15 protein-coding genes are annotated in these 17,507 nt (G+C 40.4%); 4 read left to right on the forward strand and 11 right to left on the reverse strand.

The features are described 5' to 3' along the window. Positions 1-8 precede the first annotated feature (8 nt). From J2T13_RS11800 to J2T13_RS11820, 5 genes are all read right to left on the reverse strand, one after another. Positions 9-1,832 (reverse strand): non-ribosomal peptide synthetase, encoded by a 1,824-nt coding sequence (locus J2T13_RS11800; RefSeq protein ID WP_429371427.1) that lies wholly within the window; start codon positions 1,830-1,832, stop codon positions 9-11. A 557-nt stretch (positions 1,833-2,389) separates the two neighbouring features. Next, positions 2,390-3,382 (reverse strand): linear amide C-N hydrolase, encoded by a 993-nt coding sequence (locus J2T13_RS11805; protein ID WP_429371429.1) that lies wholly within the window; start codon positions 3,380-3,382, stop codon positions 2,390-2,392. Further along, positions 3,379-3,882, reverse strand: coding sequence for a hypothetical protein (locus tag J2T13_RS11810; RefSeq protein WP_429371430.1), 504 nt, complete (start codon positions 3,880-3,882; stop codon positions 3,379-3,381). Before J2T13_RS11810 ends, J2T13_RS11805 begins: the two co-directional genes overlap by 4 nt. A 128-nt stretch (positions 3,883-4,010) precedes the next feature. Then, positions 4,011-4,532 (reverse strand): VanZ family protein, encoded by a 522-nt coding sequence (locus J2T13_RS11815; RefSeq protein ID WP_429371432.1) that lies wholly within the window; start codon positions 4,530-4,532, stop codon positions 4,011-4,013. 37 nt (positions 4,533-4,569) lie between these two features. Next, a complete protein-coding gene (locus J2T13_RS11820; protein ID WP_429371434.1) occupies positions 4,570-5,427 on the reverse strand; it encodes a M15 family metallopeptidase in 858 nt (285 codons plus the stop codon). A gap of 1,157 nt (positions 5,428-6,584) precedes the next feature. Between J2T13_RS11820 and J2T13_RS11825 the strand changes: the two genes are divergently transcribed. Beyond that, positions 6,585-7,814 (forward strand): VWA domain-containing protein, encoded by a 1,230-nt coding sequence (locus J2T13_RS11825; protein ID WP_429371436.1) that lies wholly within the window; start codon positions 6,585-6,587, stop codon positions 7,812-7,814. Positions 7,815-8,747: 933 nt separating this feature from the next. Here the strand turns inward: J2T13_RS11825 and J2T13_RS11830 are convergent. From J2T13_RS11830 to J2T13_RS11840, 3 genes are all read right to left on the reverse strand, one after another. Continuing rightward, positions 8,748-9,884 (reverse strand): ATP-binding protein, encoded by a 1,137-nt coding sequence (locus J2T13_RS11830; protein WP_429371438.1) that lies wholly within the window; start codon positions 9,882-9,884, stop codon positions 8,748-8,750. After that, a complete protein-coding gene (locus J2T13_RS11835) occupies positions 9,877-10,575 on the reverse strand; it encodes a response regulator transcription factor (protein WP_429371440.1) in 699 nt (232 codons plus the stop codon). Before J2T13_RS11835 ends, J2T13_RS11830 begins: the two co-directional genes overlap by 8 nt. Before the next feature lie 227 nt (positions 10,576-10,802). Then, positions 10,803-11,729, reverse strand: coding sequence for a methyl-accepting chemotaxis protein (locus J2T13_RS11840; protein ID WP_429371442.1), 927 nt, complete (start codon positions 11,727-11,729; stop codon positions 10,803-10,805). A 181-nt stretch (positions 11,730-11,910) separates the two neighbouring features. On the opposite strand from J2T13_RS11840, the gene J2T13_RS11845 reads away from it, so the two are divergent. Together J2T13_RS11845 and J2T13_RS11850 are read left to right on the forward strand one after the other, a co-directional pair. Continuing rightward, positions 11,911-12,804 (forward strand): MerR family transcriptional regulator, encoded by an 894-nt coding sequence (locus J2T13_RS11845; protein ID WP_429371444.1) that lies wholly within the window; start codon positions 11,911-11,913, stop codon positions 12,802-12,804. A gap of 64 nt (positions 12,805-12,868) precedes the next feature. Next, a complete protein-coding gene (locus J2T13_RS11850) occupies positions 12,869-13,513 on the forward strand; it encodes a lysoplasmalogenase (protein WP_429371446.1) in 645 nt (214 codons plus the stop codon). A gap of 231 nt (positions 13,514-13,744) precedes the next feature. On the opposite strand, the gene J2T13_RS11855 is transcribed toward J2T13_RS11850, so the two are convergent. After that, positions 13,745-14,683, reverse strand: coding sequence for a hypothetical protein (locus J2T13_RS11855; RefSeq protein ID WP_429371447.1), 939 nt, complete (start codon positions 14,681-14,683; stop codon positions 13,745-13,747). Here J2T13_RS11855 and J2T13_RS11860 point away from each other — a divergent pair. Continuing rightward, positions 14,683-15,213, forward strand: coding sequence for a DUF3298 and DUF4163 domain-containing protein (locus J2T13_RS11860; protein ID WP_429371449.1), 531 nt, complete (start codon positions 14,683-14,685; stop codon positions 15,211-15,213). The two genes, J2T13_RS11855 and J2T13_RS11860, sit on opposite strands and share 1 nt — an antisense overlap. 204 nt (positions 15,214-15,417) lie before the next feature. Here the strand turns inward: J2T13_RS11860 and J2T13_RS11865 are convergent, their stop codons facing one another. Next, positions 15,418-16,653 carry a sensor histidine kinase gene (locus J2T13_RS11865; RefSeq protein ID WP_429371451.1) on the reverse strand — a complete coding sequence of 412 codons (1,236 nt, stop codon included), beginning with the start codon at positions 16,651-16,653 and terminating at the stop codon, positions 15,418-15,420. A 231-nt stretch (positions 16,654-16,884) separates the two neighbouring features. Next, positions 16,885-17,493 carry a class I SAM-dependent methyltransferase gene (locus tag J2T13_RS11870; protein ID WP_429371453.1) on the reverse strand — a complete coding sequence of 203 codons (609 nt, stop codon included), beginning with the start codon at positions 17,491-17,493 and terminating at the stop codon, positions 16,885-16,887. Positions 17,494-17,507: the final 14 nt, after the last annotated feature.

The following is a 17,507-nucleotide window of genomic DNA, read 5'->3' on the forward strand; positions in this document are numbered from 1 at the left end:
CTCCTCAATTATTCGTTCTCTAACTCGGCTAACAACAACTCAAGCTCAGTTGCATCCATCTGTTCCAGCTGATATTCTTCTAGCGTTACTGCCGTCTGCTCTATGGTCGGCTTGGCACTAAAAATAATATGCAACGGCACTTCCATACCGAGAACGGAACGGATACGTGATACGATCTGTGTAGCCATTAACGACTGTCCACCTAATTCGAAAAAGTTATCATGCGTGCCCACCTTATCGAGCTTCAAGACCTCACCCCATATTTGCGAGAGTTCTTTCTCCAAATAAGTGCTTGGTGCCACATACGCAATCTCAATATCTGGTCTGACATCCTCCATAGGGGGGAGATTATTGCGGTCAATTTTACCGCTTGTTAGCAGCGCAAACTCATCAACGAATAGGAATCGGGTCGGAACCATATAACTGGGGAATTTGGTTAATAGATAGTTTCGAATTTGGCTAATGTTTGGCTTGGGGGTAGAGGCAGATTTCATATAAGCGCCTATCGTATTCTGGTCAAAATTATAAATGACCACGGCCTCCTGAATATCTACGTATTCACGTAACGCATATTCAAGCTCGCCTAACTCAATGCGAATACCGGATACCTTCACTTGATGATCGTCTCTACCGATCCATTCGATTACGCCATCTGCTGCCTGCAGACAGATATCCCCCGTGCGATATAGTTTATCGCTAATACCCTCGGTGAAGGGGTTGTCTATGAAATGCCTCGCTGTCAGCGCCGCCTCATTAACGTATCCCCGTGCCAGTCCCATACTTGAGATGTAGAGCATACCTGTCTCACCATTAGCTACAGGCTGTAACTGGTTATTTAGGAGGTAGACAGCAGTCCCAGCAATAGGAGCGCCTAACGAAATCATTTCATCAGCGGCATCACATGCATGTATCGTGGCACAGACCGTCGTTTCGGTCGGACCGTAAGCATTCAAGAAGTTTAGCTTTGGCGCCCAATAATGAATCAGTTTCTTCGTGCAAGCTTCACCTGCAGTAACCAATGTCTTCAGATCAGGGAGCTCTTCATGCGGCAATCCATTCAAGACCGAAGGCACTAGTGTGACTACGGAAATCCGTTGCTTCTTCAGAATCCGGTGAAGTGCTTCACCAATAGATAAGCTATCTTCAGGTACTAGAACGAGTGTTGCCCCGGCAATAAGCGTTGTAAAGATTTCAGAGACCGATGCATCAAAGGATATGGAAGCATATTGAAGCACTCTATCATGGTCGTTCAATTGAAACTTGTGGATTTGCTCTTGAACAAGGTTAGGAATTCCTCTATGCTCGATCATGACGCCTTTAGGCTTACCTGTAGAACCTGAAGTATAGATGATGTAAGCAAGATCGTTAGGAGAATTGTGACTAGGCATATTGTTGCTAGACTCTATGGCAATGTGCGACAACTCTTTGTCCATATCTAGCAATTTTACCGATGACGTTGGATTCGCATCCGTTATCGTTGTTATTTTCTGCACATAGGAAGAGCCTGTTAGAATCATCTTGAAGTTCGTTTCATTCACAATGTACGCGATTCGTTCGTCAGGATAGGTTGTTGAGATCGGCACATAGGCTGCACCTGACTTCAATACAGCAAGAATCGAAATAATAAGTTGCGGCGAGCGCTCTTGGAAGATACCTATGAGTGATTCTGGACCTGCGCCATTTCTCTTTAGATAATGGGCAAGTTGGTTTGCCCTTTCATTAATTTCTCTATAAGTCCAAACAGTTTCGCCGTATTCGAGACAGTTTGAATCAGGGCTTTGATTGACCCTATCTTGAAACCATTCGTAGATCGGTTTGAAATTTGTGTTCATTATTTTCCTGCCTCCCTAAAGTTTTTTTCAGCTAAACTGACTTCATAAGAATGAGCCCACAATGCAATCATATTGATTGCTGTGCAAACGTTAGCATTGTCGAATATATCTTACCAAGCTTAGTTAAAGTCTAGTTAAAGTTCCGCCAAAATTCTCTATATTATTCGAGGCGATTTTCTATATCACAGCTCTATTTTCCATATGTAGATTTTCTTCCAGTTTCAAAAAATCAAAAAGGGTCCAACCCGCTATTCAGCGTGATTGAACCCAGAGGTTTGTGTAATATTAAGATTTTTATTTTTACTTAATAATTGAGTAAGGAATATTCCGTCTTTTACTAAGGGCTCAAAACCAAAATCAGCGGTTGACAATAAAATGTAGTGGAAACAGCGTTCCGTTTTGGAGGATGTTACCCCACTGTTAAAGGAGGATTTCTTGAATTGGATTGAATTAGGTAGAAACCCTCCTTTAAGGTGAACGCTCCGCTTGTCCACATTCCTCCAAAACTCCTCTGAGGTCTTCTCTCTGTCAACCACTGATCTTTAGATTGAGCCTTACTAAGAAGGGTAATGTGCTAAATAATGAATCATCTCCTCGGAAATCTCCCACTTAAAAATGGAAGTTAAAACCGGATCTCTAAAGAACGACATAACAGCATTATGATTAAATGCAGCGGAGTATGTCTCGAACTGATCCCTTACATGACCTGCATGAAGGCTTTGAAGGTCTACCGCTTGTGCAGGGGTTTCTTTAGTGAAATCAAAATCCGCTATATGTATCGTTACTCGCTCTTGATTGCGAACCGTCACGGCATAAATCTCCATAAGATCAATGTTATAAACAAGACTGAATACCGTATCCTTGCGCTGTGCGGAGGCAAGAACTTCAAAGGCGAAGTCAACGTTTGGAGCTTCTCCCTCGTCCAATCGGGCTTGCAGTGTTTCTGCGACAACTAGAAAACGCTCCATGGAGTTACGCTCATATTCATCCCTATGCGACCCATCCCTATGACCCGTCTCCAGTTCCTGAACTGCATCGGCATAAGCAGTATTGGCTATGATAGGAACGGGCACATTGTCACGGTGCACAATCATTTCTCCTTTTAGAAACTCCACAATTGCGCGATCACCACTGCGGTCAGCCACCAGATAATGCAGCTTCGAGGTGCTCTGATCGATTCGAATCTTCGAGGTCGCTTCCAACGCTTCTTGCACTGTACTACACGTATCTAACAGGAATTGAATCCAGGCTAACTCACTCAGAACGGAGCGTTCGTCTGGGGCTGGGTATTCCGTTTGCCACAGTGTCGTTTGTTCCACCACCAACCCCGCTTCATTGATCCCACCATTAGGATTCTCTTTCCCAATCTGTGAGATGGTCAGGCTTCCATAGGTCGATATCCAAGTAGCCGGTTTAGCTGGTGGCATCATCAAAGCGGTCTTTGCAATGCCTCGTTGGTTCGTAAATAGATAAACTCCATCGTAAACAACATCTTGATTTTTGCAGACAATGTTTACTTCGGGTTGCCGAATATGAAGAGCTGTACTCATGATCCCAACTCCTGTTCTTCTAAGAGTTGCTCCAGTATCTTGAGATTTCCTTGTTCGATATGATTTAAGAAGGCTTCACTTATCCGATGTTTCTGTTCATCCTTTTGATTCATGATCGTTGTAAATCTGGTAATGAGAGCTTGCTTCTTTTTCTCCAATTGAAGTGCTGCCAGTTTCTCGCTGTATGCTTCCGTATCGGCATTCTCTCCTTCTTCCTCCAAAAGTTGATTCAAAAAAATAATCTGCAGATCCACTTTCGTTTCTGACGTGAGGTCAAGTAAATAATGATTATCATCGATCAACCGGTTTGCATCCACTTTAAAATAGTCTGCTATACCTTGGATCCTCTCCTGAGGTACCGGGCGTCGCTTCTTTACCCAGTCGTTAAATTGCTGCGGAGTCAATCCAACCTCTCTACACACGTTGGTGTACGATACTTGGTGGATAAGCGCCAAATATTGCAGGGTTGTCATGGATTGTAATTCAGTACTTTTTCCCATATTCATCATTCCTTTGACGTAAAATATGTCATACGTAATATATGTCATTATATCACCGACGTATTTTATGTCAACAGTCATAAACGCAGAGTCAGGACGCTCCTCTGGAACGTCCTGACCCTACGATCTTAAGTTTTTGCGATTTTTCTCTTTTTTCGCCGGCGCTTATCCGATCCAATGAACACGCGAAAGAAAACATAACCGACCATCCCCCCAAAGGTGTTCAATATAAGGTCATCCACATCGAATGTGCCAATATACAACACCAGTTGTGTAACTTCGAAACATAGACTTAATAATAGCGATAGTATAAATACGGCTATAAATGACGCACCTTTTTTACTGAAAATCATAGGAATAAAAATACCAAACGGAATAAAGGCGATAATATTGCCCGTCAAGTTCATCTGTGAAAAGGGTTCGTAGATCGACATATTCTCAATCCCTCTTGAAATCTCCCTGAACGGAATATAGTTTCCTTGGCGCTTAAAGATCATATCAGGGTGTTGTAACGTTCGCCGAAGTTGGTAGAACAGTGATTCTATATTCACAGGACCCCATTTAAATAAAATCAGCTTGATTAACAAATACAAATACACGATAAACCCTGCTGCAAGCATGATCTTACTCAGTACCTTTATAAGTCTCAATGGATATCCTCGCCTCGTTTCTATTCATATATGTATTTCATTCGTAGATCGTCACAATGACGCCGTCTATATTGTTCCCTGATGTCTCATACTGACGATTTTCAGGAACTTCAAAGGTCAAATGCTGAGAGACAGCATAATAACTAACATCATATGTTATGCCCTCAACTACGGTTGAGATGCTCGTCTTTTCTTTCAAGAAATCTAAGTATTCTTCCAACACCCAATGATGTTCCTGCATAATCGCACTGTGCGGCAGACCCACATAGCGAAAATGCCACGGCTCGTACTGAATGCCTGTGATCGCCGTTTTATCCTTGGGATACCTTAGAATAAATCCGTGCTTCCACGCATTTTCTTGTAACCATTCTCCTTCAGGTGCTTTGCTCATCTCCATTTGCGTAGATCCGATATCAAGAGATAATCCTACATTATGTTCGCTATAACCCGCAGGCAGAGCATACTCAGAGCCCTTTTCTTGATAAAGCTTCTGCTGCTCTTCAAAATCTCGATACCCACTGCTAATCAAGAAATGATCTACCCCATCCTTACCAGCAGCCTCTATCATCTTCAGGAAGTTTTCTGCCACATGCTGTGATAATTGAATATTTGAATCGAGCAATCCATATCCCTTTATCAAATCCTTGTGCTCAAATAAACGGATGACATCCGATTTCACACTTTCTTGATGAACGGGATATTCTGTATTAACGAGTAGTAGATTCCCTTGATACACCTGTTCTTGTATAAGGTCTATCGTATCGTTAGCAATACTCTGCTCCATTTCAGGATCCCCATTCATAACCTCCTCTTTCTGTCGAACGGTTGGGGCGATATCCATGGATTTGACCCCTAGCAACACGATAATAATCACCAAAAATACCCACTTCTTCATAGGCAGTTTCCTCCTCTATCCTACTACTACTCCCTCTATCACCTTAGGATAAAGAAAACTGTTTAAAAAAAAGTGGGACAATTATAAAGTTTTTCTTAAGATATAGGCTCTGTTAAACGTCATTGTTGTTTTTGCTCATTGAGCTAACGGGCAGTATATTTCCAATATGTGGTATTATATATTTTTAAAGCTAATTACTGAGTTACTTCAATATCAGTACAGATGGAGGAGTTGGTAACATTAAACAGAAAAATTTAGTTGGATTGTTCGCATCAATACTTCTCATTTTCTATGGTATATGGAAACTAAATAATTTTTTCGAACCAAAATTTGGTCCAGTAGGTAACGGTCCTAGTGATACTATTGTGGAATTAATATGGATATTGTTTGGTATATCAATGATTTTAGGTGTTGGTGGAGTGATTTATTTTTCTTATTCAATTTTTAAAAAGAAATGATTAATTAATAATCCAAAAGTTAGTTGTTCCGCTAACGGGCAGTTATGTTGAACAACAATTTGATCTGCAATAAACTATTATGAGATTAGAACGTCTATAACTGTATATGTATAGTTAAAACCTAAAAATTGGATTTAGGATGTGTGTATTATAAACAACTATGAATCCTGCGGGTCATTTATTTAATAATCATGGGATGTGATGGGAAGACAAATGTAACATCTTCGTATTCAGCGTTAATGGAAGTATTCACTATACAGTGAGAGAGGGAGTATTTAGGATGCGTATGGGAATCCAAGAGTAGAACTATAGGATTGATTTTTAGAAACATTCCAGGGAAGAAGTGAATTTTTTCCTATTCTGTTTAATTACAAGGTCGATATGGGTTAATTAAATAAAAGGGTAATTTAAATTTTGGTGAGGAGGGGGAATAATGGATGAAAAAAGTTTATTAACAAGATGGGGGAATTGACGAGCTATCTGTATATAAAATTGTCAGGTAAGTCAATGAGAAATAGGGGGTTAGCTCAAAATGGAGAATAACCAATCCATTTATTACCCTGGAGCCGGTGTACTCATTAATATCTTAAAAAATAAACGCCTCAAGTGCCTATGCTCCGTCTCCGTAGTAGTTACATCAATGGTTCATCTAAGAAATTCACATAAGAACTAAATTAGAGAGGTATGGAGGCACAGAAAATGAAAAGAATACCAGTATCCATTTTCATTTATATGTTACTGATCATAGTTTTAAGTGGCTGTACATCTGGACCAGCAGATGAAGCTACAAAGGAACAAGGAAATTCAACGGTTACTGAAGTGAATTCTGAGGAAGCTGTAGAGCCGACTAGTGGACAGGAAGTAGAGCCAACTCGTGAACAAAAAGTAGAACAATTGTATCAAGAACTAAAGGAACAATACCCTGTTAATCTTGCAGGCTGCAGACAAAACGAAGTGGATGGAGCGGCTGAATGTTCAAAACCAAGTTCTTTATCAACTGATCTGAAAGAAAATATAAACATTCAGATTATTTTGGATTCATCTAAAAGTATGGATCAACTGATAAATGGCCGCAGCAAGATGGAGATTGCTCAAGATGAGATTGCAAAATTCGTGACCAGGTTTCCAAAGAATACAAAAGTATCTCTTAGAGTTTACGGTCAAAAAGGGGCAAACGATCCGGAGCAAAGAAATCTTTCATGCTCTTCTACAGAAACAGTCTACCCTTTTCAAGAGTTAAACCAGGCTAAATTTAATACCATAATACAAGATACAAAACCTGCTGGTTGGACACCGATTGCTAAGGCACTCGAAGAGGCAAAAAAGGATTTTACTGAATATAAAGGTGAGAGTAACACAAACATCATCTATCTTGTTACGGACGGGCTTGAAACTTGTGGTGGTAATCCAGCGGCTGTAGCTACAACTTTAGCCGATTCCGATATCGAGGGCGTCGTCAATGTAATCGGGTTCGATGTCCAAGAGAGTACAGACAGTTTAAACAAGATAGCAGAGAATGGGAACGGTAAGTACTTTGATGCAAAAAGTGATGCTGCGTTAAAGAAAATCTTTGAGGATAATTTCAATTGGTTAGAATGGACGACCTATTATAACTGTGTATGGTTAAATGAAACAAGTCAAAGCAACGCTGTGTGGCTCAAAGAAACGCAAGAGTCAAACTGTACTTGGCTTGAGCTCACGACGCAAAATAATAAAATTTATGCTGAGATATCAAGTAGAAAAAATAATAAGGATCCAGATGCTAAAGAATTTGGTGATGAGGTTTATCAGCGAATTAAACAGGAAAATGAAGCATTAATCCAGGAAAAGAAGGCGGAGAAAGATCAGGTTATTGAGGAATCAAAACAGTCTAGGGACAAGGCTGTTGAGGATTCAAAATCAGAACGTGACGAGAGTGTTAACCCATAACACCAATAGGTAATATTTAATATATTAGAGGGACCTTTAAATTTAAAGTGTCTCTCTTTATATCTGCTAAAGAGAGTGGCTAATTAATGAAATAAATAGAAGTACTTGAAAAACAGTTGAACCACCAATAAATATACTGTATCGGCTACACTCATCTGGACAGAAAAATTGTGGTCTAGTAAACTACAGACATTACATTTGAAGAGCACAGATGGTTCAGTTACACCAGAGCGGAAAACCTAGGAAAGACATTATTTTCAGGCAAAAGTATGCGGATATAGACCGGGCAGGTAAGATGCAAGCAATAAGATTAAGTTCAACGGACAATAAACTTTTTTAAGGGATCAAGTTCTTGTCCTGGACAAAAGACAAGAACTTGACCCCTTAACCGATTATGGATAAGAAGATGGTCTCATTGCCGATTAGATAGTTATTAAATTAGGTAGATAGTTAATAACCTTGAGGTAGGGAAGATATTGTATTTAACTACTATAGGTCAGAACACGTGTAACGCCAATAACGAGTTCTATATGCGCGATAACTGCACGTTTATATATGCGAGCTACACTATAAACCGTGTGAAGACTGGATCGCGAGGGAGCCTTGCCTTGGTCCAACTCCTCATTTTCACCTGAGCACGAATCTTTGGCTCCAGGTAAACAAGAGTTTTATCCTCTCCGGAGACAATCCCCTTGCTCGCCCCATAAAAGCCGGCGAATTTCAAGGACGCTTCGGTTCATTGGATTCTCCCATAGCATTTAGAGGATTGAAGTCAGTTCTTCATTAAGTTAACGGGACACGTTAGCTCAATAAACCGCCCTACGTGGGGGCGGTTTTCTTTAGGTTGAAAATCAACATTAAGATTTAACATAGCCAAGATATAAGAATGATTAAGCTTTCACTCTACTTTGTTCATACTTCTACAAGAAACGGTTACCGTCCCTTTGCGGGCACTGAAGTCGTTACTTCTTGAATTAGAATATTTTCTAGTGGTAACTGTACTTCAAAGAGTGTCCGCACCACATTACTCTCGACAGCAATGATTCCATTATGCTGCTCTACAATATTCTTCGCAATGAACAAGCCGAGACCTGTGCCACCCTCATGATGTGTCCGTGCTCGGTCACTTGTATAATACATATCGAAGATATGAGGTAATTCTTCTGGAGAGATACTCCCGCCATAATTGATCACCTGAATTACCACTTGCTCTCCATCAAGATGGCAGTTGATATCTACAAACTGACCATCCCTTCCATAACGAGTAGCATTGGTCAGAAGATTCTCGAACACACGGGCCAACAGTTCTCCGTCCCCGTAGATGCACAAGCTAGGCGTAATGTTCAATCTAGCTACAACATGATTTTTCTCGAACACAGGATACAATTCCTCATTTAACTGTAGGAGCAGTTCACTTATATCGATTTGGTTTTTTTCAACAGGTAGCCTGCCATAGTTCATTCTAGTGATTTCGAATAATCCATCAATAAGCTTCTCTAAACGTTGGGACTTGGTAAAAGCAATCGATGTATAATGTCTGATTTGCGCCTCTGTCAACTGATCGTCTTTAAGAATCCAATCTAAATAACCCAACACCGAAGTAAGTGGCGTACGCAAATCATGAGCTAAATTGACGACCAATTGATCCTTACTACTCTCAGCGAACTCTCCTCTTTCTACCGCCTCTTGCAGTTTCTCACTAGCAACATTTAGTTGCTCCGCAATTTCGCTAAACTCATCATTAGAGGAAATATGCACACGATTCTTAAAGTCCCCATTCGCAAGATGGTGAATGCCCTTGGAGATTTCATTGAAATAAGTCGCATAAGGTTTAGTAAACAGGAAGAAGAACAGAATCGCTAACGGGATAAAAATAATGAGGAAAAAGTAAATATCCCCTATGTTGTACATGATCCGACGATACTGAGCCACTGGATCTTCGGCACGGACCCCAACATAGTAGAATTGTAGAACTCTATAGACCACATAGGTGATGACCCCGGACAACAGCATACTTAACCCTAATAGCACAATCATTCTAGTCCGAAAGCTTCGCTTCATTTTATCCATTGAATGTATACCCCACACCCCAAATGGTCTTGATGAATTTGTTTTTGCTTTTATCCTCTCCAAGCTTTTTACGTAGGGTCCGAATATGCACCATGACCGTATTGTTGCCACTTTCGTAATAGGCTTCTCCCCACACTTGTTGAAAAAGGCTTTCCACACTAAAAACCTGCTTGGGATAAGTGGCTAATAGGTATAGAATATCAAACTCTTTCGGTGTTAACTCAATCGTCTCACTATATAGAGTCACGGTATGTTGATCGGGATTAATGGTCAACCCGCCCGCTTCTAATACCGATTTGTTCATGATTGTAGGCTGATTAAACTCCATAGAACGTCGTAATTGGGAATTTACACGAGCAACCAGTTCCATCGGGTTGAATGGTTTGGTCATATAATCATCTGCCCCCATCACTAGTCCCGTGATCTTATCAAGGTCAGAGGTTTTGGCACTTAAAAAAATAATCGGCATATGATGTTGCTCTCGAATTTGACGAGTGACTTCATAACCATCCAGTTCAGGCATCATAATATCTAGAATCGCCAAATCTATCGATTGCGTCTGAATAGCCTGGATGGCTTCTTTCCCGTCGGATGCTGTAATCGTATGATATCCCTCTTTTATTAAATGTAAGGCAATCAGATCCGCAATCTCTGCCTCATCGTCAGCTATCAAAATCGTGATACGCCTCATTCGTATTCCACTCCTAAATAAATAGATTAACAACTCATTATAACCCCTTCGTTCCTCATTTATCTACTAGGGTAGGATGCTTATCCAAGACATGCCAGTAATTTACGAATAAGCTCAAATATGAATGAGGTCAATCTTAATCATATTCAACTGAAACAAAGAGCACCCCAAGGGTGCCCTAATAACCAAGTATGTATCTATCTATAGAATCCCCTTTTCGCGCTTCTTTACAACATATCCCCTAGTGCTCTGGCCTGTTTATCAAGAAGACCTGCCGCTTGACCGATGCCTGTAAATTCATCAACAGCCAGTTGGGTAAGGCGTTGGCTATCTATAATAACCGTTTGTGAACGTTTCGTAGCTTTTGCAATCTCTTCCACCTGAGCAGTGATCCCCTCCAAATTGGAGTTCACTTCCTTCGTTGTTTCTTCTGCTTGCTTAGCCAGCTTGCGCACTTCGTTTGCCACCACGTTAAATCCACGCCCATATTCCCCTGCATGCGCTGCTTCAATCGCAGCATTTAAAGCCAGCAAATTAGTTTGCGAGGCAACATACTGAATGGTCTGTAAAGACCCACGAACGGAGTCAGCCCTATTCTCCAACAACTGGAGGTTTCGCATGTTGTCATCGGATTCCTTAACGACCCGTTCAATGGCTGCTGCAATTTGATGACTGCTGGAGATTCCTTCCTCTGCTCGTTTCAAAAGATCCTCAGCCATGTGTTGAAATTCACTTGTAACTCTTGTAGTCGCATTTTCCCGATCCGTAATATCTGTTGCTATTTTAATAACAGCTTGCACATGACCTTCTGAATCAAAAACGGGGGTATATGTCGCTTCAAACCATAAGAGACGATGATTTTTTGTAACTCGTAATATTTTTTCTTGAAAAGGACGTCCACTTTTCAAATCGTTCCATAGCGCTGTATATTCCGCACTGTTCACAAATTCTGATGTACAAAACTGCCGATGCATCATTCCTGGCATTTCAAATGCTTCATAATCCATAGCCCGTGCAAAGTTGTCATTTGCCCACAGCACATTCCCTTCAATATCGAATTCGATCATGGCTAATGAATTCTCAATCGCAGCAAGGACTGCGTTCTGTTCCAGTACTTGCGTACTAGCATATGTATCATATCTCACACTACTCATGGAGCTCCCCCTCGTGGGTTGGGTATATTAGTATAGTTTTTGTATAATAATGATTATAACTATACGTAATCTATACAAAATATGCAACAGTATTGTTAAAACAATCTCGTCTTGCGTTCATATCATACTTACCCTATTTATTTTGTGTAGTTTATGTATAATAAAGCTGAGGTGTGAATATATGTATGGTATTAAAAAGGCTTCTGAATTACTCGGTATTCCCACTGTTACCCTACGTGCTTGGGAGAATAGATACCAGATTATAAGTCCCATTCGCAGTAATGGCGGACATCGGTTATACAGCGAAACAGATATTGAAACTCTGAAATGGTTAAAGCATCAAATTGACGTAAACAACATGAAAATTAGTGAAGCTGTTTGGTTGTTGAAACAAAGAACTCTTGAAGGGCCAGTTAAGAGGGAACAAGTACTTCATAGCAATACCATTTACGATGATTTGATCAATAGACTGTTCCATGATTTGGCTGATCTCAATACAATTCGGGCACATGAGACCATCGATCTAGCATTTTCGATGTATCACTATGACGACGTATTCCACAACATACTTATTCCTGTATTATTCCAAATGGGTCTGGAATGGGAGAATGGGAACATCACAGTTGCTCAAGAGCACTTCTCTACCCAATTAGTTATGCAAAGATTTACCCAATTCTTTAGAATCCTTCCTACTTATCCGCATCTTCCGAAAGTCTTGGCACTCTGTCCTGAGGGAGAGCAACATCATATAGGATTGATGCTATTCAGTTTATTTTTACGAAAAAAAGGGATGGATGTCATCTACTTAGGCCCCAATGTACCCTTATCCGAATTGACGATATTAATTGAAATGAAGAATATTAGAGTAGTGGCCATCTCGATTACCCATCCGTGCCACATTGGGGTATTGGAGGATTCGATAGAAGTCTGTCACGGGGAATTTCCTGATTTAAAGTTTGTACTGGGTGGGGTTGGTTTTCAAGATTGCGTGACACCTATATCGAGTTATGTACTATCTGATGATCAGATAAGCTGGGAACAATGGTATAACTCGGAAATCGAATCCAAACTATAGGTAAGTAAATTATAAAGGAGCAATTGTTCTGAAACATTATCGTTTGCCTGCCCTAATCCTTCTAATGAGCCTGCTCTATATTTTCTTCATTCCTTCTGATCCACACGCGGTTAAGCTTCTATTCAAGTTAATTCCGATGTGGCTCATTATCGTCTATGCGTACCTGCAAATCCCCTCCATGAGAGAACGTTCTCACTGGGTGTTATTCATCGGATTGTTCTTCTGTATGTTGGGTGATGGTCTGCTCGGTTCGTTTGTCGTTGGCTTATCTGCTTTTCTAATCGGGCATCTATTCTACATGACTGGTTTCTTTAGCAGGTGGCATTACTCAAGAATTCGGTTCGCAACCGTTGTTCCGATTGCCCTGTATTGTTCATTTATGGGTCGAGAGCTCATATATGCCTTAATACGAAATAACAATGAATCCTTAATTGTGCCTGTTCTTCTTTATGTAATCGTAATTTCCTTGATGACCTGGTCTGCTATCATGACGGGTCGCAAATGGGCAATTATCGGAAGCCTCTTATTTGCGATTTCGGACTCTATATTATCCTGGAATCTATTTGTATCCGATATTTCGTTCTCCGGTCCACTCGTCATGACAACCTATTATGCTGCTCAATTTTGTATAGCTTATAGTATTCGAACAATAGCAGATCAGAGTAAACACAATCCTATCTCGCTTCCTCCAATCCCACGAAGCTTATGAACTGCTGCAACGTGGGGATTTAGTTACCTTTACCAAAGGAAAAAACGATTATCGGGTAAATGGAAGAGATCCTCCCTTACTCCGCTCCACATAACATAAGCTTTACAGTCTGAGTCATGTCCTCTTCTGTATCCGAGTCCAAAGATTAACAAAGGTTCTGTAAGGTTACATAACAAATAAACCCGCGATTAATCTCGCGGGTTTATGATAACTATATTATTGCGATGTAACTTATTCGACTACGTCATTGACAAGAGGCGGATCACTTTTCGCAGGGTAGGTACTTCCTACAGACCAACTCTCTGCTTTGCCTGTTGATTGAATCGTATAATAGAGAGTAATTTCACCTGCATCATCAAGAGGGACGGAGATTGTAACCTCCGTGCTTCCTTCAGCAACAGTCCCAGATGTAATCAAGCCACTCAGATCATACCCAGTGTAGATTCGTACAATATCACCTGGTTGAAGGCCACTAAATGCAATGGAATCCGAATCGGTTCCACTTTGATTATCAACGTGAAAATTAGTATTATTTATATTAAATTGCGGCGTAATTGAAAGGTTAATCCAAGTACTCTCACCGGACCACCCCTGCAAGCTGTATCGCCCTGGAGTTAAACCTGTCGTATCCAGCGTAACATCAGTATTAATTTCACTCTCTGTTACAATCCGCTTTGCGGCTTTACCTTCAACCACTAGATATTCGTAATCGGTCTGGTTCCCACCCCCAAAACTCTGTGAAACCAGATATACAGTCTCAGCTTGATCAATGCTGAAATGGATGCTATCACCAACATTAATATCATGAGTATCGGATGAAAAGACCAAATTAGGTCCTGCACTGATTGAGTAAGTAATAACCTCTTTATTCACATTCTCATCTGCATCTTTAACAGCACCAGCAAGCAACTTTAATACATTTTGCGAACCTTTGTATTTCTTATCGAAGGTGACTACTAAAGCATTTCCTTCGAAACTCACCTGATCTTGTTCACTTAAAGGGTTATAGTTCTGCCCATCGTCAGTAGAGAAGAAAACTTTACTCTTAAGTGCATCTATATCTTCCAGAGCATTAGTAATGGGTTTATTAAAGTTGATTAGGATTCCCACATTCGGCATAGTGCTAGGATTAATATATCGAAGCATTCCATCATCCTGAAAAATAAACAATGACAAATGAAGCGCAACAAGAAATAAATGCCGTGTTCAAGCAGAAAACCGAGAAATTCGTAACCGAAAGTGAAAAAAGTGCCAACAATAGAGACGCATCAGTGGAAGAGCACAAGTATGATTTCCGTCAGGATTTTCTTGTTACCTTTAATCGTGAAGGTATCCTCAGTGTCGTGATCGATCAAAGTTCCTATACTGGCGGAGCCCATGGTAGCACAGTACGTGAAGGACTTACCTTCTCATTGAAGAGTGGAATGCAGCTGGAACTGGGAGACTTACTTAAGGCGGATCCGAACTACAAGCAAACGCTGGATAACATGCTAAAAGAAAGAACAAAGAACGAATCCTTCGCAGATGTGTCCGCTGGATTGAACGCTAAGCCAGATTTCTACGTCAGAGAAGGTGGAATCGCCATACTATACCAACAGTATGAAATTGCACCTTATGCGGCGGGATTCCCTACTTACGAATTTAACTTTAGCGAGTTGCTACCCAAGGGTACAAATCCTTTCGTATCTTTTAGTGAATGATCTTCTGTTAAGTGAAAGGTCACCCTGCCTTAACTACCCTGAAATAAGGATACTCCCGAATGCCCATTATTTCATAGAACTTACCTAACCAACGATTAGCAAAATAAAAAGAGGCATTTCATAATGAAATGGCCTCTTTTTATGCTTGTCCTCATAATTTAAGCTCAAGTATTGTTACTGTTAAGCTTTCAGCCTATTGCGTTCTCAAATGATTATCCGAATATTCACCTTACCCTTTTCATACTGAAAATAAATATCGCCCATGTATCTCTCAACCGTTCTTTTAATGATCATTAAACCATTACCCCGCAGAGCATCTTTATTTTCTTTGGTTGTATAACCATATTGAAAGAGGTTCTTCTGTTCTTTAGCTGTAAGTTGAGCCGGATTCTCTACTGCAAATATATATTTGCCTCCCACTCTTTGGCATACGACATGGATCTGTTGGGGAAGATCCCCTGAATAAGACTCCGTTGCTTCAATGGCATTATCCAGCAGATTAGAATATATCTTGGCTAAGTCCATAGAGTCCACTCTACTATAATCATACTGATCGGCTTCGAAGTACATTTGTATGTTTTTAGACTGGGAAAGTTCCCACTTACTCTGAAATAAGACCATCAGGATTGGATTCTTAATCCGTAACGACATCTCTGAAATTTTAGACTCTTTCGTCAGTTGTTTTAAATAATCGTTCACTTTATCATGCAACTGCAAATCCATTAATCCACCTAGAACCTGAAGATGATTCATCATATCATGTCTGCTTGACTTAATCGTATCCATTACTTTTCCAAGTTCAGAGATATACATTTTTTCTGTTTGATCTAAATCTCTTTTGAAACGTATTTTGTACCACTTATTTAAGAGAAATACAACGATTAACAATGACATCGCAAATAATATATCAATAATAAAGACGAAGACATTATTATTAACGACGACTTGCTGACTAACCTCCTCTAACTCCTTCGCATCAATATCAATGCCAACAACACCAAGAATCGTTCCATCATCACTGTACAATGGCACTCCCACAGACAGGTAAGCGCCGTTCATTTCATCCTTAATAATATCCGTAAAATAACTTTTACCGCTCTTAGCCCTTCTCACTTGAGCAGGAGGAACCGTACACGGCTCACCTATGGGGAAATCTTTCAAATGGGGAGGAAATGCCGATGCCATAACCTTAGAAACATCACTTTCGTCTAGCATTAAAATATAAACATAGAGCGCATTAATACGATAGCGATATTGTTCTAAATAATGACTTATCTCTTTACGGTTATCTTCATCTTCTTTAGTTAATAGAAACTTTTGATAGGCATCTTTATCAAGTCCCTCTGCAACATTTGTGGCAATCCCGATATACTGCTTTGCAAGCGCAACCTGAGCTGATTGGTTAGTCGAGTAGTGCGATATATATAGTTTGACGCTCATGAGCGCGCTCAATACAACAATGGAAACAAACATAAGATATGCAATTCTCTTATCGGTATATAGTCTGCTAAATTTCATCATCTAGTCCTTTTGCCTTATGACTTTAATATATTATTATCGACAGAATAGGGCTTTGGATTAGGATTTTTTCGGATATGCCATCTTGATCCATGGGATCAGTGATCCCTACCTACAATCTGAGCCTTAACATTATACTATATAGAGCAGGATTCATACACGGGAGGGATGAGCCCAGATCAACTTCACCGTATCCATCCAGTAACTTTCCACTCTGATCATCGTTAAGCCTGACTTTTGAAGCAAATCTTGCATGTCTCTTGCATGGTGACATCCAATGAAGCGATATAAGAGTGGATCGAATACTTTTTGAGCCGTGGAATATGCTATATTCGAGCTAATCCCATGCTCCATGAGTAAGATCTTCCCCTCGGGACTGCACCAGCTATTGAGCTTATTCAATACCTTTAATGGATTCTCATAACAACACAAGGATAACGTCGACACGATCGTATCAAATGAATGATCGGCAAATTCAAGCTCTTCAATATCAGACAAGACAAACTTGGTTTGAAGATTATGTACCTTACTCGCTTGCTTAGCTTTCTTCAACATCTCTGGGCTAATATCAGTTGCTGTAATCTTCACACCAGAAGGATAAAATGGAAAATTGGCCCCTGCCCCCACAGCCAATTCGAGCACTTCCCCATCTGCATCCTGTAATAGCTTCTGTCGCCATTGTCTCAATGTCGATCCTTCTTTTCTATTCTCATATTGCTTTGCTTGCTTGTCAAATATGCGTACAATCTTCTCCTTCTCCACCTACATCCCCCTTT

The sequence above is a fragment of the Paenibacillus sp. DS2015 genome, from assembly GCF_050433705.1.
Lineage (GTDB): Bacteria > Bacillota > Bacilli > Paenibacillales > Paenibacillaceae > Paenibacillus_AQ.